At 39.6% G+C, this 22,454-nt stretch carries 19 protein-coding genes; 13 read left to right on the forward strand and 6 right to left on the reverse strand.

The annotated features are described in order from the left end of the window. Positions 1–7: 7 nt before the first annotated feature. Both GDK41_RS08110 and GDK41_RS08115 read right to left on the reverse strand, forming a co-directional pair. On the reverse strand, positions 8–592 hold the full coding sequence (locus GDK41_RS08110; RefSeq protein WP_152085931.1) for a hypothetical protein: 585 nt from the start codon (positions 590–592) through the stop codon (positions 8–10). Between the two features lie 268 nt (positions 593–860). Continuing rightward, positions 861–1,586 carry a substrate-binding periplasmic protein gene (locus GDK41_RS08115; RefSeq protein WP_152085932.1) on the reverse strand — a complete coding sequence of 242 codons (726 nt, stop codon included), beginning with the start codon at positions 1,584–1,586 and terminating at the stop codon, positions 861–863. A gap of 193 nt (positions 1,587–1,779) precedes the next feature. Here GDK41_RS08115 and GDK41_RS08120 point away from each other — a divergent pair, with 193 nt between their 5' ends. From GDK41_RS08120 to GDK41_RS08135, 4 genes are all read left to right on the forward strand, one after another. Continuing rightward, positions 1,780–2,283 (forward strand): RNA polymerase sigma factor, encoded by a 504-nt coding sequence (locus tag GDK41_RS08120; RefSeq protein ID WP_152085933.1) that lies wholly within the window; start codon positions 1,780–1,782, stop codon positions 2,281–2,283. 24 nt (positions 2,284–2,307) lie between these two features. Further along, positions 2,308–2,694: a DUF6768 family protein gene (locus GDK41_RS08125; protein ID WP_152085934.1), complete on the forward strand. Its 387-nt coding sequence runs from the start codon at positions 2,308–2,310 to the stop codon at positions 2,692–2,694. A gap of 93 nt (positions 2,695–2,787) precedes the next feature. Further along, positions 2,788–4,818 carry a winged helix-turn-helix domain-containing protein gene (locus GDK41_RS08130; RefSeq protein ID WP_152085935.1) on the forward strand — a complete coding sequence of 677 codons (2,031 nt, stop codon included), beginning with the start codon at positions 2,788–2,790 and terminating at the stop codon, positions 4,816–4,818. A gap of 161 nt (positions 4,819–4,979) precedes the next feature. Beyond that, a complete protein-coding gene (locus GDK41_RS08135) occupies positions 4,980–7,145 on the forward strand; it encodes a tetratricopeptide repeat protein (RefSeq protein WP_152085936.1) in 2,166 nt (721 codons plus the stop codon). A gap of 101 nt (positions 7,146–7,246) precedes the next feature. Here the strand turns inward: GDK41_RS08135 and GDK41_RS08140 are convergent, their stop codons facing one another. Next, a complete protein-coding gene (locus tag GDK41_RS08140) occupies positions 7,247–9,346 on the reverse strand; it encodes a hypothetical protein (protein WP_152085937.1) in 2,100 nt (699 codons plus the stop codon). 75 nt (positions 9,347–9,421) lie between these two features. Between GDK41_RS08140 and GDK41_RS08145 the strand changes: the two genes are divergently transcribed. Then, entirely contained in the window at positions 9,422–11,179 is a 1,758-nt protein-coding gene (locus GDK41_RS08145; protein ID WP_232056549.1) for an MFS transporter, read from the forward strand. A gap of 163 nt (positions 11,180–11,342) precedes the next feature. Here GDK41_RS08145 and astB read toward each other — a convergent pair whose 3' ends face one another. Continuing rightward, positions 11,343–12,695 (reverse strand): N-succinylarginine dihydrolase, encoded by a 1,353-nt coding sequence (gene astB, locus GDK41_RS08150; protein WP_152085939.1) that lies wholly within the window; start codon positions 12,693–12,695, stop codon positions 11,343–11,345. A 144-nt stretch (positions 12,696–12,839) separates the two neighbouring features. Between astB and GDK41_RS08155 the strand changes: the two genes are divergently transcribed. From GDK41_RS08155 to GDK41_RS08190, 8 genes are all read left to right on the forward strand, one after another. Next, on the forward strand, positions 12,840–13,190 hold the full coding sequence (locus GDK41_RS08155) for a metalloregulator ArsR/SmtB family transcription factor (RefSeq protein WP_152085940.1): 351 nt from the start codon (positions 12,840–12,842) through the stop codon (positions 13,188–13,190). A gap of 13 nt (positions 13,191–13,203) precedes the next feature. Continuing rightward, entirely contained in the window at positions 13,204–14,214 is a 1,011-nt protein-coding gene (locus GDK41_RS08160) for an ArsJ-associated glyceraldehyde-3-phosphate dehydrogenase (RefSeq protein WP_152085941.1), read from the forward strand. A 5-nt stretch (positions 14,215–14,219) separates the two neighbouring features. Continuing rightward, a complete protein-coding gene (gene arsJ, locus GDK41_RS08165; RefSeq protein ID WP_152085942.1) occupies positions 14,220–15,416 on the forward strand; it encodes an organoarsenical effux MFS transporter ArsJ in 1,197 nt (398 codons plus the stop codon). 668 nt (positions 15,417–16,084) lie between these two features. Then, the gene (locus GDK41_RS08170) at positions 16,085–17,278 is read left to right on the forward strand and encodes a glycosyltransferase family protein (RefSeq protein ID WP_152085943.1); all 1,194 of its coding nucleotides are present in this window, start codon (positions 16,085–16,087) and stop codon (positions 17,276–17,278) included. Positions 17,279–17,289: 11 nt separating this feature from the next. Beyond that, the gene (locus GDK41_RS08175) at positions 17,290–17,985 is read left to right on the forward strand and encodes a class I SAM-dependent methyltransferase (RefSeq protein ID WP_152085944.1); all 696 of its coding nucleotides are present in this window, start codon (positions 17,290–17,292) and stop codon (positions 17,983–17,985) included. A gap of 25 nt (positions 17,986–18,010) precedes the next feature. Continuing rightward, entirely contained in the window at positions 18,011–19,243 is a 1,233-nt protein-coding gene (locus GDK41_RS08180) for a glycosyltransferase family protein (protein WP_152085945.1), read from the forward strand. Between the two features lie 472 nt (positions 19,244–19,715). Then, positions 19,716–20,585 carry a hypothetical protein gene (locus tag GDK41_RS08185; RefSeq protein ID WP_152085946.1) on the forward strand — a complete coding sequence of 290 codons (870 nt, stop codon included), beginning with the start codon at positions 19,716–19,718 and terminating at the stop codon, positions 20,583–20,585. 237 nt (positions 20,586–20,822) lie between these two features. Beyond that, positions 20,823–21,260, forward strand: coding sequence for an acyl-CoA thioesterase (locus GDK41_RS08190; protein ID WP_152085947.1), 438 nt, complete (start codon positions 20,823–20,825; stop codon positions 21,258–21,260). A 103-nt stretch (positions 21,261–21,363) separates the two neighbouring features. On the opposite strand, the gene GDK41_RS08195 is transcribed toward GDK41_RS08190, so the two are convergent. Continuing rightward, a complete protein-coding gene (locus GDK41_RS08195) occupies positions 21,364–21,678 on the reverse strand; it encodes a hypothetical protein (protein WP_152085948.1) in 315 nt (104 codons plus the stop codon). 82 nt (positions 21,679–21,760) lie between these two features. Beyond that, positions 21,761–22,183 (reverse strand): site-specific integrase, encoded by a 423-nt coding sequence (locus GDK41_RS08200; RefSeq protein WP_152085949.1) that lies wholly within the window; start codon positions 22,181–22,183, stop codon positions 21,761–21,763. Positions 22,184–22,454 lie beyond the last annotated feature (271 nt).

Consider the following 22,454-nt stretch of genomic DNA (forward strand, 5'->3'; position numbering starts at 1 on the left):
TTAAAGTTCAGTCTAAAGTTTCGCTGTATAGTTCAAAAATCGTCTGTTTAAGGTCATGTAGCCCTTCATGTATATTCATGATTTCTAAAGACACAGCGGTGTCGTTTACTATTTTTGATAGCTCAACCTCAAACGTAACCTGTTTATCTCCTTGTAAATGCAATGTAACTATGTTTTCAGTTAATGCTTTCTTTAGTGTTATTGCCATAAACGGATGAGTTCGGATAACCAATCCTGAAAGAGATAAAGACAGTACCGGAAAGCGTGTACATATTGTAGGCACTTCTAAAACGATGCCTGACAAGCGCTTTGTGATCCAATGTCGGTTGTTAGACTCCGCATTAAAAATATTCGGTAAGTCACAGGAAAAGGTTGGGGCGCCATCAGCAGAGGTATGCAAGTGGGCCGGGAAATAAACAACTTCAGAGTTGACTTTGGCCACCAGCTGTATGTCTGATGCTTGACTGAGTGTGTGTAGCCAATGCTTTAGCTGCGAGGCACAACGCTCTTCTAAACATATATCGAAATGTGGTTCACCTTCATCTTTTAATACTTGTGAAATGAACAGTGTTTCTTCCTTTGACAATTTCATTTTGCAAAACCCGTAAAAGTTACAGCTAAATAATAAAACACTGCGTGTACCGCTTACAGCAAATAATGTGAGTGTAACGCTATTTATAAAAAGTGGTTATTACACTCTATTACATAAGGATATAGGTTGTATAATATGTTGTTTTTCATCTGATTATTTATATATCGGCAGGTTGACGATATATTTTAGCTTAAATATTAGCCTAATTTTTTCAATAGCGTACTGTATTGGTGACAAAAACAGATATGCTTTGTATCAGGGATGGTGATTAATGGTCTAAGCTGAATCGCTGCTTGCGATTAAATACTTCGTGCTCAGCGTTTGAAACAATTTTGGCGAGCATTCCATTGCTTGACAGCTCTTTGAGCTTTTCGTCTATCTGTTTTATCAACTGAACATGGTCGCGACGAATATAGTGATATAACGCCTGTTTATCTAGGCTTTTTTTATGTGGGACAATATCTGTAATGCCTAAATGTTTGAGTACAATGAGACCATCAACTCGATTGGTGATAGCTACATCAGCTAACCCTGCAGCGACTAACTTAAACATTTGCGCCGTATTGTCGGTATCTGTAACGTTTTTTAGTCCTCTCGTTATATTTTCAGTATGTTTTACTCCTCTCACTTTAACGATATGATACTTCGCTAAGTCTGCTGCATTATTGATTATGATACCACTGCCTTTTTTGGTGAAAACCATAGTCTCTAAGTAGTAATATGGAGTCGGAACACGCATTGTCACAGGGGTTTCATCTCCATAGCTGTATATACGCATAATCTCGCCATCATTTAATCCTGATGCCGTCACATACTGCGCTCTTTTGCCAGGCAAGGGCGTGATGACAATGTTTAAGCCAAGCTGCCTATACACCTCTGTCATTACAATACGGCCAACTTCTTGTTCAATTAAGTAATTGATGGATGCAAATTGATAGGTTTGAGCCCATAGGGGATAGCTGATGATTGATAGAAATAGCAGTAGATACTTCATAATTCACTAAAGTCTGATAGGTTTACAGCATGCTGTATAGCCTCATTATAGTCTATTTATTGAAGAGCATATAAAAGAAATTAATACTTAGGCTGGCACCAATGGCACAACGCGAATAATAAAATTGAATCGTTCAGAACCTTTTGACGCTTTGGTACGCCTTTATATTAAAGCATTAATTTTTTGGAGTGTTATGAATGCCAGTGAAATAGCGATACTTGTACTTGAAGCTCAGCATGGAGATAAAGCGTCTTTTGAAAAGCTCTGTAATGCGCTTTACCTGCCAAGTTATCGGTTTGCGCTCAAATTAACGCGTTGTCCTTCAATGGCTGACGATGTAACCCAAGAAGCATGGGCATGCGTAGCCAAAGACATTACAAAACTAAAGGAGCCAGGCGCATTTAAAGCATGGCTATATAGATTAATATATCGGCGTTTTATTGATCTTATTCGTAAAAATAAGCACATTTTACTACCGATAGATGAAGAAGGTTATGCACCAACAGTTGAGCAACACTATGATGTACTTGTATTAATAAATAAATTACCAGATATTCAAAGGCATATCGTTTATTTATTTTACTTTGAGCAAATGACACTTGCTGATATTAGCGCGGTTCTAGAAATGGCCGTTGGCACTGTGAAATCAACATTGCATAGGGCTAGAGCGACATTGTTAGAGCTTGCAAGCGAATAATGGGAACTATCAGGAGTATTGAATATGAATATTGACAAAAAAATCAAAGAAAGCTTAATTGCTGAGCAGCAACATTTAGACTCAATCATTAGTAGTGATCAGGGTTTATTTGGCCGCTTATCAGATATTTATCAGGGTAGTATGCGTTTATGGGTAATAATATCAACGCTTGCAGGTCTTCTTATAACCATTGGTTTTGTATATGCTGGATATCAGTTTGTTATTGCTACAACGCCTTCATTACAAATTTTTTGGGCTGTCTGGTTCATTGTTGGACTGATATCTCAAATAGCAATAAAGTTGTGGCTTTTCATGGAGATGAACCGTATTGCTTTGCTTAAAGAAGTTAAGCGCAGTGAGTTAAATATACTCTCAGCAATTAACGATCAAGGAGTGCAAGACACGGTTTGAACCGTGTCATTCACACTTTCATACATATTTACATTTGCATTCAAAAATAAACCGCTTAGTATGCTAGCGCGTTCAAGAAAATAGAATAAGCAAATGTCAGTACTACAGTTTGGTGAATTTCAGTTTGATCTTACCTTATCTCGTCTATCAACAGAGTTTACAGAAGTAAACCTTGATCCCAGGCAAACCGCGTTATTACAGTACTTTGTTGCAAATCCACACAGAATCATAAATAGAGACGAGCTTCAAAATGAAATTTGGAATGGCGTTATTGTTACCGATAATGCGATAAATAAACTGGTCGCAAATTTACGTAAGGCGCTGGGAGACGATGCTAAAGAGCCAACATATATTCAAACTGTCCCTAAACTTGGCTATCGTTTTGTTTGTGATGTTGTTGCTATTGAACGCAATGAAAGCTTGCTTTCACCAGCATACAAAAACAGTCAGCATAAGCTGAATATAAAACTAATTTCGAGCATTTTTATTGGTGTGTTGCTGGTATTAGTTGTTGCTTTTAGTATGTTTAAAAACGAGCACCATTATGGTGATACTCAAACACTAAGTCGTTTTCATGGCTCTAAAAGTCCTCCTGTATTTGTTGATGATATCGGCAATATGTTGTTTATCAATGCAACCCAACGGGGTAAAACGCTGTGGCTAAGTGATGGAAAATCAGCGCTCCCAAGGGAGGTTGATATGACCAAGCACTATATTGATGAGCTAGTAGGCTTTTCAAATGGTAAGCTTCTATACAAAGGCTACTCATCTGAATGCGGCTGGTTTGTTACTGACGTTGATATAGAGAGCGGCCAGTTATCAGACGATAGAGTTGAGTTTTCGCTATGTGGCGAGCGTACAATTCATAATTCAAAATTTGATACGCGAAGCGAGACTTTGTATGTTTTGGCACACGCTAAAAGGCACGAACATGATAATCAACTGTATATGTCTCGCATGGGAGAAGAACTTCAGCAGATTAACCTAGATTTAGGGGCTCACTGGCGTATAGCTTCATTGGATATACACCCAATTAACAATGAATTACTAATTACTGCTCATTCTCTCGCAGGGAAAACGGGGGCTTTTGTTTACCAGACGTCCTCAGGCAAGCTTGAAAAATTAAAAGAGTTTGCGAGCATAGTTGAACATGTAACCTGGGACCACCAAGCACAGGGGGTAGTTTATATTACACCTGCTCCGACGAGTCGATTGATGTATCAATCATTAAATACTCAAGACTCAAGTTTAATTGCAAACGTAAACGAGCGTTTATGCTGCAATATTGTGCGTCACCCAAACCAAGTTGACTATGTATTTGTTAGCAGCGACAAAAATATAGACATAAAATGGCTAGCAACAAATTATGCGCTGGATAATAGCAGTGTAATTGACCGAGAGCCTTTATTTGCGCATACAAAGTCAGGCCACTATTTTCTATCTAACCGTTCAGGGCATTCTCAAGTGTATTTCCAAGCCCCCGGTGAGTCGGCTAGGCTTGTCACAGAGCTTGCACATAATTCTAGGATTAAAGCGATGGCGCTGTCACAAGACGATACTCTTTTACTTTTAAGGGGCAAACATCGTTTATGGCTAGTCCCGACACAGCGCGAAGGAAGTATCAAAAATACTTACATCGAAGGGTATACCTATGCCCAGCATTGGCTAACAAACACGCTTTTTTCGATTACTATCAAGCAACAAGATAAAAGACACGTTTGGATAATGAATACAGATATGCAAAAAGTAGCTCAGCTGCATGATGACTTTACTCATATTCTGGTTGATCCAAAAAATCCAAACATACATTTTTATGTGGATAGAGAGAATAAGATATATCGCGCCTCTGTAGAGCAAATGTTACTCAATGTAGGTAAGGAGCAACTCTCTTTTATCGGTGATTTACCAGAATTTTCTCAGCTTTTAATTGAAGATCACATCCTATACCTAGTTAGCCTTTATGGTGAAACACTCACTACCTACAAGCTTGGCGACGCTTTACAGCTATTGGCTAAGCAGCCTATTAACGCCTATTTAGGGTTTGACGTAAAAGATAGCCAAGTAATTTATGCCGGCAAAACACACTATCGTAGTGAGGTTTACAGAACAAAAGCGACGCAATAATCGCTATCTGATAGAAGTGAAACTGATACCTACCTGTAATGTAGTGTAAGCGATCCAGTTATTTATAAATTTTTTAATTACTTTAAACTTAGCTCTGATTTATAAAAATTTATTGGATTGAAGTGTATAAACTCATTCATATATTTCGCTCATGTATCATCATGACGTTGTTTGCGTGTGCAACCGTATTTGCTGAGCCGCATAATTGGCAGATAGTTGATGCTACTTTACAGCAACAATTAGAATCGAACCCTGAACTCGCATTACAACAAGCACAAGAATTACTTAAAAAAGAAAACTATTCACCAGACTCTAACAGAGCCGCTTGGTTTGCGCTCAATGAAGTTATTGCACATGCCCAAATTAGTATGGGTCTTTATGATGAAGCTGCACATATTGCTAATCATCTATATAAAACGCATGACAGCAGGCTGTTTACTGAATATAAAGCTCGCGCTATTTTATTGAAAGCAATGTTAGCAGAGCGTCATAATGATGTAGAGCAAACAAAAGAGACCGTCCAAGAGGGGTTGGCTTTATTAGCAAATAGTAAAGTCAGTTTGAACCAAAGCTTACAGGCCGATCTATATTCTTTATTGAGCAAAGGTTACCGTGAATCGGCTGATTACGCTAATGCATTAAAATATGCAAAGCGCGCGATTGAACTTGCTAACAACGACTCCTCACGGCTGGCGCGTTTTCATAACAAGATTGGCGTGATTTATGATTACACCGGTAATGTTGAACTTGCGCTCAAACATCATGATTTATCTTTACGTTTAAGACAAGCAACCGATAATCAGCAGGGCATTTCAGATTCACTATACAATATTGGTGAAATATACCGCGATATGGGCCGTTTTCCTCAGGCGCTCAAACACTTCTTACAAGCATTAAAGGTTGATGAATCCTTGGGTAATCCCTACCACGTAGCAAATAGTCACGGAAAGTTAGGGCAAGTGTATCTGGCCATGGGAAAAGTGGATTTGGCGCTGGAACATATTAATCATGGCATTTACATTACTAAGAAAATGAACGCTCCTAGTGATATGGCATGGCAAAAGAGTAATTTAGCACGTGCCTATATCGCAAAAAAACAGTTCGATAAAGCGCTTAATATCGCAAATGATGCACTGCAACTTGCGGTAGCTGCCAAAGCCAAGCGAACCGAGCACACTGTTCGAATGGTGTTGTTGGACATTTTTATTGCGCAAAAACGCGTTGATAAAGCAGCAGAGCAAATTGATTTATTGCTATCTATGGCTAATACCGGTTTGCAATATCAAAGTGAGCTACACAAAGTCAGTGCTCAGCTTTATGAACAGTCAGGTGATACTCGCAATGCTTACTCGGCTTTAAAACGCTTTGTAGAGACGCAACAAAAGCTTCATGAGTATATAGAGCAGCGACAATCAGAGCGAGTAACGCAGAATGTCGAAGTGATACGCCAAGAGCAAGCGTTAAAATTATTGCAAAAAGAGCAAGCCTTACAGCAAGCAAAACTTGATAACCTTGAATTGCAAAGAAAAATGGTTTTTTTAGTGTTGTTGTTGTTAGTTGGCGTGGCTTTGATGATTTATTTTAGATTACGTGCAAAACAAAAACTTGCTAATTTAAGTGCCGATATGTTGGCAACCAACTTAAGAGAAAAAAATCAATTGTTGTCAGATGTATCTCACGAGCTGAGAACGCCACTGGCCGCACTAAAATTATCTATTGAACTTCTTGAGCACAATATCGAACCAGATACCGAAAAAGCATATCGCAAGGTACACCAAAAAATAGCACAGCTTGATCACTTAATTGCAGATATTTATCGCTCAGCTCAGTACGATAATAATGTTATGCAACTCATCAAACAGCGTGTTGAATTAAACGAATTAGTAAAAGATGTAGTCAGTGATTTTAAGCCTCAATTTGACGCACAAGACCAAGCGTTAGATGTTGAGTTTATGTCTGAGCAATTAATGTGCGAGGTAGACCCAGAGCGTTTTAAACAAATACTCATTAATTTGCTTAATAATAGTTTGGCCTATACGCATAAAAATGGACAAACTCACCTCTGTTTACAAGTAGTTAATTTAGCAAATAAAAGGCGGGCTCTTCTTAGCGTGAGTGATTCTGAACCGGGTGTAACTGATGAGCAGCTTAATAAGATATTTGAACGCTTCTACCGAGTTGATGCATCTCGCAGTCGAGACTCAGGAGGTTCCGGCTTGGGCCTTGCTATTTGCAAACAAATCGTTTTGGCGCATGAGGGTGAAATAATAGCCGAGCATAGTGATTATGGGGGCATTACGTTTAAGGTATTGATAGATATAGATTAAACTAATATTTTTGCTCAAAAAATTTAAAAATATAGCTTACCTCTTAAAATGAGAGATAAGCTTTTACTCGTTAAAAGGCCGTATAAAAGATTCAGCAAAACTTAATATATTAACTGCTTTGATAGTAACAATGGCTCACCATCTACCTCTAGTTTTGCTTTAATATGCACAATACCATTTTTAAGCTGCTTTAAATTTGCTATATCAGGTGACCAATGTTCTTGCTCATAAGGCCTGAGCTTAATATGCTGCTGCCACAGCTCAGCACTTTGCGCTGAGTCCTCAAACGAATAAAAATATACCGACAAGGTGCCAGTAGTTTTTCCTGAGTAGGGGCCAGAAATGGCAATATCCAGCTCACTTTTGTTTTCGACATCCATGTGCACCCCGTCGAAAGTTTGCTCGTATCGCGGTGTAACGTGATGGTGAGCACTGTATTTTGCAATTTGTGGTTGCCATTGCTGTGCTAAAAGGCTTAACTGCGACTCTATATTGGCATGCTCTGAGGGCATTTTTAGTTTTATTGCTAACTCTGCAAGCACTTTGCGGCAACCATGGAGTTGTATCAGCGCATTTTCACAGGTGTTGAGTAGCTTCACAAATAGCGCCGTGTGATTAAAATACCAAGGATCTGCCGTCGATTTGTTTAGCTTTGGCAATTCAAATTGGTGTTGGTGTAGGTAAGGCGTAATTTTGTGATTCATCCCTTTACCTATCAAACTGGCTTTTCTGTTGCTTATTGTTGTATTAAATGGCAGCTCAAATGTCATTACCTGCTTGTTATACTGGGTATAAACAGTGACTAGCAGCTCGTTGTTACGTTGCTTGATGGCAAAAGTGAGCGCTTGACCTTGCTTCAAGTCTTCTGTTAATTCAGGTTTCAGTGCTAACACTTGGTTTTTTTCGCCAAAGGCAAGCAATTCTAATTCAAACCGATTCGCTGCTTTTAACTTAAGTGGTAGTGGCGTATCCCCTTGGTACATTGCGATTCCAATCTCGCCACGATGCAGTTGAGAGGGTTCAAAATCGAGTTTTGCTGCGACTAACCACGCAGAGTTCTCAAGTTGTATGGGCCATTCTGGTTTGGGAAAGTCCAAAACTGCATGTTTCGCTTGTGGATTAGCAGAGATATCTAACTGATGTGAAGATTTTGCGTCATCACTGCGTAACCAATAAGCATTGCCATCTTGCTCCCATGGGCCAGATACAATATTAAAAGTCGGTTTAATGCTTTGAACAAACTGAGCAAATTGTTTCTCTAACATATGCCAATCGTTAAACGTAGTTTTTAGTAACTTATTGGCTGTTGGGAGCGTGTGTTCTGAGTGCGGATTCAGCGCCATCAAATTGCTCAAGTAGCGCTTAAAGTATAATTGCCTGATTGGATCTGCCATTAAAAAGTGAATGACAAAAAAATTGAGACCCCTTTTTAGTTGGGGATCATCATTAATTTGTTCAATCGTTGGCTTATTACTTTGCTGGTATTGCTCAAGCCCAGTGGTGATGTAATTCATAGGTGCTCTATCAAACACCATAACGGTCAACTGCTGCTTGTCTGGGTAGTAAACATGACTGGCTATGGCATCAGCTAGCCCTTCAGTGATCCAATTAGGGGCCCAGGTTGAGTGTCCATTTAATGCCATATGAAAAGCGTGCATGGTTTCATGTATAACAATGTAGCGCTGATGGTGCTCTCTGTGGCTTGGAAAGTTATAGCCTGCGCGGTTATAGTACATTGTCTCGCCGCCTGCGTTTTTATGAATACCACGTAAAAAACCATCATCTAGCATGGCTTCTTTTAGGCGTGCCCTGGAGCTACCATACACGACAGCAATACGTTGATTTTCAATATTTGGTGGTTCCATACCAAATAACTCCACGTAATGTGGATAGGCCATTTCGAGTAACTCTAGATATAGCCTTACTTTTTCTTCTGATAAGTCACTTTTTAATGCAAAATGTTTGCTTACCCACCAATTATAGCCACGGCTATTGCCAATTTTACCGTCACTATAAGTCGCAGGTACTGCTTTGCCTAGATAGGCTATGTCTACCTGTTTTAGCTTACTGGTTCGCCCAATTACTTGAATATCTGCTCTTAAATCAGCCGTATCTATTGGCTCAAACTTTTGCTGATTGTGATCAATAACGCCTGTACAGCCTGTTGTAAGAAATAAAAATACAAGTAGTGACTTTCGCATTTTGGTGTTCTCATTGTTGATATTTGGGTATATTGTATGCAATATACCTTACAGCGATTATGTCGGATTATCAAAATGAATTACAAAAAAAATAAATCAGCGTATGAATTTGGCTCTGGGTTTTATACCGCAAACATCATGGAGATTTTTGAACGCTTGGCCTGGTATGGTTTTTTTGCTGTGTCGTCTATTTACATGACAACACCAGTAAGCCAAGGGGGCGTTGGTTTTACAGAAACACAACGTGGTGCAATACAGGGGATCATTCCATTTTTTTTGTATTTATTGCCCGTGATTACAGGCGCATTGGGCGATAAACTTGGTTATAAGCGCTTATTTATTATTTCGTTTAGCATCATGGCGCCTTGCTATTTCTTGTTAGGGCAGGTGAAGTCATTCCCGTTATTTTTTTTAGTGCTCAGTGGTATCGCAATTGGTGCGGCTTGTTTTAAGCCTATTGTTGTGGGCACTATCGCACATAGTACCAATGATCAAAATAGAGGGCTGGGGTTTGGTATTTTTTATACCATGGTAAATATAGGCGGGTTTTTAGGGCCATTAATAGCAGGGTCAATGCGCGCAATTAGCTGGGATGCAGTGTTTATGATGTCAGCTTTTTGGATTGCAATTAATTTTATTCCAGTTCTCTTGTTTTACCGTGATCCTCCCTCTGTGCGCAGTACATCAACAAGTTTAAAAATGGTTATATCACAGGCTCAAAGTGTATTAGGCAATGTGCGATTTGCACTTTTAGTATTTGTATCCATTGCATTATTTATGGCTGCGGGCGTTGAGTGGCTAAGTTATTTGCAAAGCCTCGTTTTAATTTTAATCTGGCTGTGTATCAACGTAGCGTGGCATTTACTGGCAAATGAAAATGCCACGTCATGGTGGCAACAAAAGGTGCGTATCAGTAACGCTAAGTTCGCTATTTACCTCGTTATACTTTCACTGTTTTGGACGGTATATAACCAGTTGTTTTATACCCTACCTTTGTTTATTAGGGATTTTGCTGACACGCGAGATTTAGTAAATTTCATTGCATTGTTTGGTCAAGGAGCTGTTGAGTTTTTTGCTTATGTCGACAAGGTTGTAATCGCGCAAGCGTTAAAAGAGTTGGCAATAACATTAACCACAACAGGCTCGGTTAACATAGAAGCGCTCCGGCTAGAGTGGGTACATTTGAAAGTGAATGTGCCAATTGAAGATTTAAAAACACTGGTTACGCATGTAGCGCTGGTTAGTGACTCCGCTGGAGCATTACAGCAAGTGCATATTGAACGTTTTACTGAGCAGTTACTCACCTATAGACAGATTAACCCCGAGTACCTTATCAATCTTGATTTTGCTGCTATTGTAATATTACAAATAATAGTTAGTTACTTATGCCAAAAATTTAACCCAATGCATGTGTTAGCCGCAGGGCTAGTGGTAACCGCGTCGGCATTCTTATTGTTAATAAGTGACAAAAGTATGCTCAGTGGTTTAACGGTGACGACAGTGATTTTAATGATAGCAGTAGGGGAGATGTTTACGTCACCTAAAAGCCAGGAGTATGTTGCGTTTATTGCGCCTAAAGCACAAGCAGCGGTTTACATGGGATATTACTTTGTATCTATGGCGTTAGGGTTTTTATTTGCAGGCTTTTTATCGGGCTGGAGTTACAAAAAGTTTGCTTTAGAAGCGGGCCAGCCGCACTGGATGTGGGCGCTTTACGCATGTATTGCAATTGTGGCTTGTATAGCAATGCTTATTTTCAAAGCGGTAAATACACCCACAGAGCGTAAAAGTCAGGTTGCACAAAAGGACACAAAATTACCTTTCAACTCTTGATTGTATACAATATACCATGTATCTTTAGTGCTGTTTCATAAAAAGTGTTCAGTTGGCTTGCAGTTGTAACTGAATGCGGAACAAGTACTTTGTACAGATAAAGTCGTTATTATTATTTTCCCTTAGTTGTAAGCCCAGCATTGCTGGGCTTTTTTAGATTTAGCTAACGTTGAAATTGATAAACGCTGCCAAGTGCCAATATTTGTGTAAGTTCATCTAGTGCTGTGTGTGTTTCTACAATTAAATGTGGGTCGGCAAGGTCACTGTCTGTTAACTTATCGCGATAGTGCTTATCTACCCAAGTGATCAACGCGGAAAACTTGTTGTCACTCATCATGACTTCGGGGTTTACGCTGGCCAGTTCTGGCTCAGTTAGTGCCACTCTTAATCTTAAACAGGCTGGGCCGCCACCATTTTGCATACTTTGCCTAAGATCAAAAAATTTAACAGTATTTATCGGGTTATCCATACTCAATAAAGCCTCAATATATTGGCTTACATTGCTGTTGTTTTTGCACTCTTCAGGCGCTACCAGCATCATCGAACCATCGGTTAGCGTTACAAGTTGGCTGTTAAATAAGTAGCTCTTTACTGCGTCTTCAACGCTTACAGCTTGTGTTGGCACCTCAACGATATAAAGTGGCTTTTCGCCAATATATGCTTGGCGCAAGTTTTCCAAGGTTTTGCTTTGGTTTAAAAAGGCTTGTTCATGACACAACAGGACATTTTCATTGCCAACAGCAATAACATCATTGTGAAATACGCCTTGATCTATCACATCTGGGTTTTGCTGAATGTATATTGCTTGGTGTTCGTTAATATTATGTAGCCTGGCAATCGCTTGACTGGCTTCGAGTGTTTGTCGAGCTGGATATTTCTTGGGACCTTGTATTGAATTATTAAAACTGCTGGCACCATACACAAATAGCTCTAACCCTTTGCTAGCGTGGGTATCACATAAACGCGTATGATTAGCTGCGCCTTCATCACCAAAAAAAGGTTGCTCAGGTAAATGAGTATGATGCACAAATCGCTCGTTGTCGCAGAACATAGCTTTGAGCAATGCTGTTGTTGTTTGTGGCTCTAATGAGCGATGAAACTTATTGTTGAGGTTAGCGGCTGTAAAATGCAGTTTGCCATCATGTGTATCTAATGAAGGAGACACTGTTGCGGCATTGGCTGTCCACATCGCTGACGCTGAGTATACCGCCCTCAATAAGACAGGTGATTCTTTTGCCACCTTATTGATCACTTGTGTGTCGTTGCCAGTAAACCCTAAACGCCTTAGTACATCTGTATCTGGTCGTGCATGCGGGGCAAATACCCCTTGCTTTAAACCCATATCATGCATTGCTTTCATTTTTGCAAGCCCCTGAAGCGCTGCTTGTTTGGGGTTTGATACACCATCGGCATTATTTAAAGACGCTACATTGCCATAAGACAGCCCAGCATAATTGTGTGTTGGCCCCACTAATCCATCAAAATTTACTTCTAAGCTGGCCTGTTTATTATTCATGTCATGATCCTGTATTGTTGTTGTGTTAATGAGTATGACAACTGTCGCGTTTTAATCAATTGCCATTCGATTTCATAACTAAATATTGAATATATGGTTAAGCGAATATATGATTTACCGTATATTTAAAGCACAGAGGTTAATATGGACCTGCTGATTTTTTATAAAGCGCTTGCTGATAATACACGTTTACAATGTTTGCTATTAATCGAGCAAGAGCAAGAGCTATGTGTATGCGAGCTAATGGCAGCGCTTGAGCTGAGCCAACCGAAAATATCTCGACATCTTGCGCAGCTAAGAAAAGTAGGGCTTTTAACGGATCGTAAACACAAGCAATGGGTTTATTACCGTATCAATGAGCAGTTACCGCAATGGATAAAAGATATCCTGACGCAAACTTATCAACATAATCAATCATTTTTACAATCAGCCACTGTAAAGCTCCATACCATGGGGTCACGCCCAGAACGTGTGGCAAGTTGCTGTAACGACTAATTAAGGAACAACGATGACTATAAAAGTAGGTATTAACGGGTTTGGCCGTATGGGTCGTTTAACCATGCGTGCGCTATACGCAAGTAACAATATTGAAATTGTGCATATTAATGACCCCGCAGGCGATGCAGCGACTTTGGCACATTTGATGAACTTTGACTCTGTGCATGGCCGTTGGAATTACGACGTTGATGCCAACGATGTCAGTATGCTTATTAATGGCAGCGCCATTGCAGTAACACATAATAAAGAAATCGCTCAAACAGATTGGTCTAACTGTGATTTGGTGATTGAAGCATCTGGCAAAATGAAAACTAAAGCATTATTACAAGGCTATTTAGACCAAGGCGTAAAACAAGTGGTGGTAACGGCACCTGTTAAGGAAGAAGGCGTTTTAAACGTGGTGTTTGGGGTTAATCATCAAGCCTACGATGCCAGTGTACACGACATTGTGACAGCAGCTTCTTGTACTACTAACTGTTTAGCACCTGTGGTTAAAGTGCTACAGGATAAAATTGGCATTGAGCATGGCTCTATGACCACCATTCACGATATTACCAACACGCAAACAATTTTAGATGCGCCACATAAAGACTTACGACGTGCACGTGCCTGTGGTATGAGTTTGATCCCAACCACAACGGGCTCAGCAACAGCAATTACACATATTTTTCCTGAGTTAAAAGGGAAGTTAAACGGCCATGCTATTCGAGTACCGCTTGCTAACGCATCAATTACTGATTGCGTATTTGAAGTAAGCCGACAGACAAGTGTTGATGAGATCAACGGTTGGATGAAAGCGGCTGCGCAAAATGAACTTAAAGACATTCTTGGCTACGAGACCCGCCCCTTGGTTTCAATCGACTATCGTACTGATCCAAGAAGTTCAATAGTCGATGCACCATCAACTATGGTGGTTAATGGCACACAAGTAAAAATGTACCTTTGGTATGATAATGAGTGGGGGTATGCGAATCGTACTGCTGACCTTGTTCGCTATGTTGTCGCTAAGCGGTTTGCGTAATAACTATGATAAGTACGCTTTCTAGTGAGATAAAACAGTATCTTATCATCACTGGTAACTATTGGGCGTTTACCTTAACTGATGGTGCACTGCGCATGCTTGTGGTGCTCTATTTTCATCAGTTGGGTTACAGCCCAATTAGCATTGCCATGTTGTTTTTGTTTTATGAGTTTTTTGGGGTTGTTACAAACTTGCTAGGGGGGTGGCTTGGTGCACGCCTTGGTTTGAACAAAACCATGAACTTTGGATTGTCGTTACAAATACTGGCGCTCGTTATGTTGGCTGTTAACCCACAGTGGTTGAGCGTGGCTTATGTAATGGCAGCACAAGCGTTGTCGGGTATTGCCAAAGATCTAAATAAAATGAGCGCTAAAAGTGCGATTAAGCTGCTAGTGCCTGAAAATGCCGACAGCACACTCTACAAATGGGTGGCTCGTCTTACTGGTTCAAAAAATGCACTCAAAGGCGTTGGCTTTTTTATGGGCGGTGCGTTGCTTACCCTCTTGGGCTTTCAAGGTGCGCTATGGGCAATGACAGGGCTGCTTTTAGTTGCTTGGATTTGCAGCTTAATATTGCTCAAACAAGACTTAGGTAAAAAGAAGTTTAAACCAAAGTTTAGTGAGTTATTTTCTAAAAGCAGGCAAATAAATGTATTGTCGGCAGCGCGCTTGTGCTTATTTGCGTCGCGCGACGTTTGGTTTGTTATTGCGTTACCGGTATTTTTGTCGTCAACATTTGGCTGGGACCATACACTGGTTGGGACCTTTATGGCGGCGTGGATCATCTTTTATGGTGTGGTACAGGCTAATGCGCCAAAAATTAGTAACCGTACTAACAAGCAAACAACCCCAGCTAAACAACTCACCTTTTGGGCGCTTTTACTAACGCTTATACCTGCTGCTATCGCTGTAGCGCTGACAAACCAAATTGCGCCTATGTGGGTTATTGTGATTGGCTTGTTATGCTTTGGTGGCGTGTTTGCGGTTAACTCGTCGCTCCATAGCTATTTAATCGTAAAATTTGCCGACAGTGATGGTGTATCGCTTGACGTGGGTTTTTACTATATGGCTAATGCTATGGGCCGATTAATGGGCACGGTGTTCTCCGGGGTTATCTATCAAAGTTACGGCCTTGAAGCGTGTTTGTGGCTATCAAGCCTGTTGCTGTTTATCACGGTGATGATAAGTAAGCAGTTAGATTAATCGCGTTAATACTAAATAGGGGAGATAGCCGTGAGGTATCTCCTTTATTTATTTGCAGCCCTATATTTTTTTGGCTGATTATTTTTTGAGAAAACTCGTTCAGCAGCAGGTTAACCTTTAAATGCATCCCCAAATTGCTCCTGTAGTGGCCCATGCATCTGGCCACATAATCAGCCCCCAAGTATAACTTTTCTTTTATACCAATTGCATTAAATTGGTGATCAGATATTGCGACAGATAAATGGCTTAGTATCAAGGAAAATATTTCGCTATGTAGTTATTCTACATGAGAAATATTTAACGCAGTTAATGAGTTATTTAGCTCGCTAGAATGATCAATGTATTAATAAAATTGGTATTACACTTGCTAAGTAACTTATAGGGCGATTAGCAAACATTACTGATTTTAATAACATACTAAGTAAGTTTAGCGAGTCCTCCACGCAGTTTACATCTAATCAGTGATGGTGATCACATAATCTCCAGCATAGTGGTCAAAATCATTGTAGTACAAAATATTTATATTCACGCGTATAGTGTGTTAGCTTAGTCAAGAGCCTCTCGTTTTCAGTTTAATCTGCGTTCTATGTTTTAATTTTTAGCACGGGTATATTTTAGTGGTTGATAATAAAAGAATATTTATTTTAAACAATCTTTGTGGCCAACTTATGGCACTAGGAAAGGCACTTTGTGAAATGGGTCATCACGTTGGATTTTTGGAAACTGATGCTAACGGTTGTCGTGATTTAGAAACCGCTAAAGACGCGATTTCTACATTTAACCCTGATATTATTATCCAGCAAAATTTTAATGTTTATATGCTCAGTGGTGAGTTTGGTGAAAAACTCTTAGACTGGATTGAATCTTGTCGCTTTAAACAAGCTTTTTGGTTTGTTGGGCGGCCAGATTGTATGAGTAAGTTTTATCTATTTGAGCAGTGGGTAGAACAAGGGTACTTTAAACAGGCTGATTTTTTTTGCACGTCTAAAACCATGATGCCTTTTTTTCAAAAGTATGGTTTTAATACTCACTATTTAGCCACAGCGATAGTACCCAACGCTATTAAACCGATAAGTAAGAAACGTAGTGAGTTAGTAACGAGCTTTTTTAGTAATACTATAACTGGCCATGCTGCTAGTCCAACAGCAACAGTATTAGCAACGTTAAGCGACAGAGAAACTTGTTTACGTTACTTTTTGATGGCTGTTTGTGCTAGTTTCCCAAATTACAATCAACAGACCATTATAAACTTGATTATAGGACCAATTCGGCAGTTTTTTAGCAGTGTTGATATTGATTTCGCGACTCATCAACTAAAACGCGATAGACTCGATAATTCATTAAGACATGTACCTGATCCTCTCCGTTATGCAGTGCTTCACCAAGTAGAGTTTATTTATAGCGACCATGTATGCTGTTCTATTTATCAAAATATAAAATCAGCGATAAAACATACATCTGGTAGTAATTTTTGGGATGCTTTAGAGCAATCTGCTTCTAATGTTGGTTCTGAAGCGGCTTGTCAGTTAGATAATGCGTCATTTAAAAATGGTGTAGTAGTATCGTTTTCGCCGTTTATCACTATGACGGCCCCTTCTAGTGCGCCACTATCAGTCATAGCCAGCGGTAATATTTCTATTTGTGAGTTTCGCGAAGAACTTTTGGAACTACTTCCTAATGACTATGTATTAACTTACAAAACCATAGACGAGTTAGTTAATCATATTGATGGGGTCCTTGAAGGTAACCCTTCCCATTGGGATCGTATAGCTGCTGCACAAGAACATGTTTTAAGCCATCATACGTTTGCTCAGCGAGCACAAACTTTGACTGAGTGGTTAAATACAAGCTTTACAAAATAGGTAATGAATAAATGAATGAAATGGAACCAATCTTACGAATAATAGCCAGAGACCGAATGATCCGAACTCTTTATTCGTTTGTGTACAGTAATTTTCTTAAGAGATTAGATACCGTTAAAGTGCTTGATGTAGGCTGTGCTAACGGCTTTAATTTACGTGAGATGGTGACTTTAGGGATCAAAGCAGAAAACTGCACAGGTATTGATATAGAGCCATCATTAATCGATGAAGCTAAACGCAGTTGCCCAGTGGGTATGAACTTTCACTGCCAGGCAATTGAAGATTTACCTATCTCGGATGAAAAATTTGATATCATCATCACTTCGGGCTTTTTTGCTTATTTTACCAATGAACAAGTTAGTGGTTTGTCAACTAAGTTAAAACAGTTGGCTGCTCCTCAAGCGATTATGGTCTCATCAAATTATGATTTAGCTTGGCAAAAAAATGATGGAGGCCAATTACGCAGTTTAGACTTGGTTAAAGATGGTATTAGGTCATTTGATTTTACTAATAATGAACTTAATAACTTGTTACAAAAAGACTTTCTTCACCTTCTTCGCTTCCCTCACCTTGTTGCTGGTCATCATTTAACTTTGCCTCAAATACAAGGTGTATTACGACCAGGTCATTACTCAAGCTATGAATCATTCATTGATAAAGGTGAGATAACGGCAACGTCTTATTTGGATTATTTTGTTGCTATTTAATATTTAATTTAAGGAACTTTACTCGGTGAGTGATAGTAAAAAAATATTTATACTTAACAATCTTTGTGGCCAATTGATGGCTTTAGGTAAGGCCCTTGAAGAGATGGGTCATCAAGTGGCTGTACTTGAGACTGATGCCAACGGTTGTCGCGACTTAGTTACAGCTAAGAATGCGATTACTGCATTTGAACCTGATATTATTCTCCAACAAAACTTCAACGTCTATATGCTTAGTGGCGAGTTTGGTGAGGCGTTATTAGACTGGATTGAAGCTGAACAAATTAAACAACTTTTTTGGTTTGTTGGTCGTCCTGATTGTATGAGCAAAGTTTATCTATTTGAGCAATGGGTTGAAAAAGGTTACTTTAAAAAGGCAGAATTTTTTTGTACTGCGAAAGCGATGATGCCTTTTTTTGAGCAATATGGTCTTAAAGCAGATCATCTACCGGCCGCGATAAAGCCAAGCAGTGTAAATGTGCAGACTAGAAAAAATGCTAAATTTGTTACCAGCTATTTTAGTAACACCGTAGTTTGGCCTAAAACGACTCCAATGGGTACCATAACCGCGGCTTTGAGTAACACAGACACATGCATGCGCTATTTTTTATCCCTTGTTTGCGCCAGTTTACCCAATCACAATCCACAGTCGATTGTAAATTGGATTTTAGATCCTGTTCGCCAATTTTTTAATAGCTTAGATATTGATTTTATTACCCATCAATTAAAGCGAGATAGACTTGATAGCGCGTTGCAACACGTACCCGCGCAGGTACGCTATGCTGTGCTTCATCAAGTTGAATATCTTTATAGTGATTTTATTTCTTATACTATTTACCAAAATATAAAATCAGCTGTGCAATATACATCTGGCAGTAATTTTTGGGATGCATTACAAGAATCAGCTGACAAAGTTGGTTCGGCAGAGGTTTGCCAGTTGGATGTTGCCTCATTTAATAGTGGTGCAGTTATATCATTTTCGCCATTTTTAACAATGTCGGCCCCTTCAAGTGCGCCATTATCAATAGTTGCAAGTGGAAATGTGGCCATTTGTGAGTTCCGTGAAGAGCTAACAGAATTGCTCCCTGCTGAATATGTAACGACTTATAAAACTATCGAAGAATTAAGTCATCACATTGATTCATTGGATAAGAACCTATCTAACCACAGTGACCGTATTGTTGCTGCTCAAGATTATGTTTTGACTCATCATACTCATCTTCACCGAGCTCAAACAGTGACAGACTGGCTTAATAAATGAATGCTTTGTGGCAGGAGCAGCTACAGGATACTTTTAAATACTCGCTGATAGTTAAAAATGGATCAAACACCAAAACAACAACTAAGCGAGACGGTCACTCTAATTTGCATGTTGGTGAGCCTTGTCTAAGTTGCTAGTTCTTTAAAATCATTTCAAATTCTAAGTTTAAGGCGTGAATGATAGGATTCGCAAGGAAGCGGTAAATCAGTTTGTCATATACCCCGTATTATCATTGTTTTTCACGCCGTGCGCGTTGCAATAATTACTTTAGTTACACAATTTGTATCTTGTACGCACCACACAATTTTAAAGTGTTTATAAGGTGTTATGAGAACACATGGACCACGTGTAATTACTCGTAATAGGCTAATTGAGTGCGTAAGACTAATATAAAACGCATCTCATATCCTAAAGGTAAACAGCAAACTTTGTTTATGAGAGCCACAAAGTCAGTTAACGCAAGGAGAACATAATGGGAATTTCGGAACAAGCAGACGTAAAACAACTGAAAGCTGAGGGCGCTTATCCTGCAATCGGTATTTTAAACACAGAAGGCTTTTTATTTTATCACGTTGGTTGCTTATTTATATTGGATGATTCCGAGCAACCTACGATACGCTTGCACGCAGATGGGTTTGGCGATGATTTTGACTTTAGTATTTGTGATATAGACGGCTCATTCATCTTACCACCATCTGATTTAGAAGGCTCTTGTGAGTTTAGTTTGCTCGCGGCTGATTTTGAGGAAGGCGGCATTGAACTGACTATTTATAAGAAAGGTGAAGTCGTCGGTGAATTTGCAGGTGTGTGTGAAGGGCTCGGAGAGGTAGGCATCCTTAAACACAAAGGGAAACTCTCGATTCCTAAACCAAAAGAGCATGTGAATGTTTTTAAATTTGTAGGTGAAAGTGGCATTGACTCGATTAATTTTTACTATGGGGATGTGAACTCGATCACGCCGGGTGAGCCTTGGGGCGATGTTACCAGTGAAAGCCATAATGGCGGCAAAACGGTGGAAATAAAAGTTGATGCAGGTCGAAAAGCAGATAAAGCTAATGCAAAGTGGTTCAATGACACCGTTAATAGTGAAAGTAGTAAAATGTTTCATACACGCGGTGGAGACAACGTTCCGAGTGAACTCAACTTCGCCATTCAAGGGATCCTAGAAATCAATCAAAAGCGCTTTAATGTATGTTTAGGGCAAGGTACCTCAGGCTCGTATAATAATTGGCACTTAGCATCTGAAGACATTAATTCTGCCCATCCACACAAAGGAGGAGACATGGGCAGCTATCATTTCACACAAAGCGGCTCAGATGAGTTTATCGTAAAGAAAAAATAGTTACGCATTAACACAAAAAACGGCGCTAATATCGCGCCGTTTTATCGAAAAGGCGGCGCTAATCGTAATAGTTGATTTTGCTCAATGGTATATTCTCTTTCTTCTGTGGAAGCCAGTGTAGAAGACCTAAATCGACTGTACTTACTAAGATCGCATGTAGAAAAATCGCATAACGCTTGTTGCTGGTACGATGAGTTGTTACTCTCAACGTCAATAACAAGAATTAAAGGCAAAATCATGCAGGAATTTTTTGAGAAGTTTGCAATTAATACCAAAATTAATGTGGTATGGGGTGAAATGGATGCGTTGGGACATGTGAATAACGTGTCGTACTTTCGTTACTTCGAAACCGCACGAATCGACTTTTTAAGCCAAACAGGGCTACTGGCTGTATTATCAGAACCTACACATAGCCCCGTGTTACGTGATACATATGCGCAATACAAACGACCGGTTACTTTTCCAGATACCTTGTACATCGGCTCATATATTACCGACATCAAAGAAGACCGCTTCACGATGCGTTACGAGGCGTTTAGTGAGTCGCAACAGGCAGTATGCACAACAGGGTATGCAAATGTAGTGATGTTTAACATGAAAACAGGGCAAAAATCGCCGATCCCTGAGCATATGCTGACCATTCTTAAGCAATACGAAATGGATATTAATCAGTAAGGTTACGCTTACCCTTATGCGCTTTAAAGCTTTTACTATGCAATTATCACAAAGGTTAACAAAATTCAGTTAACCTTTTTTACGTTGCACGCGTACTTTTATTTTAATGTACTGTAATTGGCAGATCATTGACCACAAGTGATTGACCATTTTTTTGAGCGCGCAGAAAGCTTGAGATCAAAACATCATGAGACAATGCGTTAATATCGTTAACCTCTTCAACCATGCAAAACGTAATAGATTCCCAACCTAAATCTTTAATAAAGGTTTTAAGCTGATTGATGTTATCTTGATAATTTTCATCGGTTGTTAGCAGGCCGATAGAGTGTTTGTTGCCAGGTTTGTATTTTCCATGGTGTGTGGTTGCACATTTAGCGTACCCGCTTAACACATACACCGTATTTGCGTTGTGAGCCATCTTTATGACACCCTTAAATTTGATTTTGGCAATTCTTATGCATTTTTTAAACCAAGCTTTAAGATGTGCTTACTACAATTGTTTAAGCATTGAAAATATTAAGAATAATCATATCTTCTTTAGATATTCTCATCACAAAAGGTGTCAATTTTTTGTGGTGCTCTACTGAACCCCAACTCTGATAGTCATTCCAATTCAGCGTTACCGAGTGTATTGGAGTGGCGCATACTGTTAAAACGTTATTGAGCACATACCGATAAAAGAACTGCAACCCATTGCGGTCGAGCTTCACGGTACTCCAAGAATGGGAGGCAATGAGCTGTGCAAAGTACGCTTTAAGGTCCTGGGTGGTTAAGTTATCAGGGCAGCAATCAAAGAAAGCAGCGATACGACGCACGGCACGGCTATAGGCATCGATGGTAGCTGGACGCTTGCCTTGCAGGGTTAAATTGGTAAGATGTTGTTGGTAAAGGTGATTAAACCGAAGTTGTTCGGACGAGTTCATGATATTACTCCTAGAAAGGCCATCGAGATAGATGGCATCTAGAAAGTATTAAATATCAGTGGGAAGATGTGTGTTTAACTCTGCCGCGCAGCGGCTTCGTTCAACAAGGCATTCAAACGGACAATTTACAGTTGGCTTTTGTTCGTGCCTCACATATTTTAGCCAACTATAAACTGCCGCTTAATGTGGCGTTGGTATGACTCCCACTGTCAAGTTAAACACACTGATCCTTGCCTAACTATAAGCCATAATTTCTTAACTCGAATTAGAG

It is taken from the genome of Pseudoalteromonas sp. A25, from assembly GCF_009176705.1.
Lineage (GTDB): Bacteria > Pseudomonadota > Gammaproteobacteria > Enterobacterales > Alteromonadaceae > Pseudoalteromonas.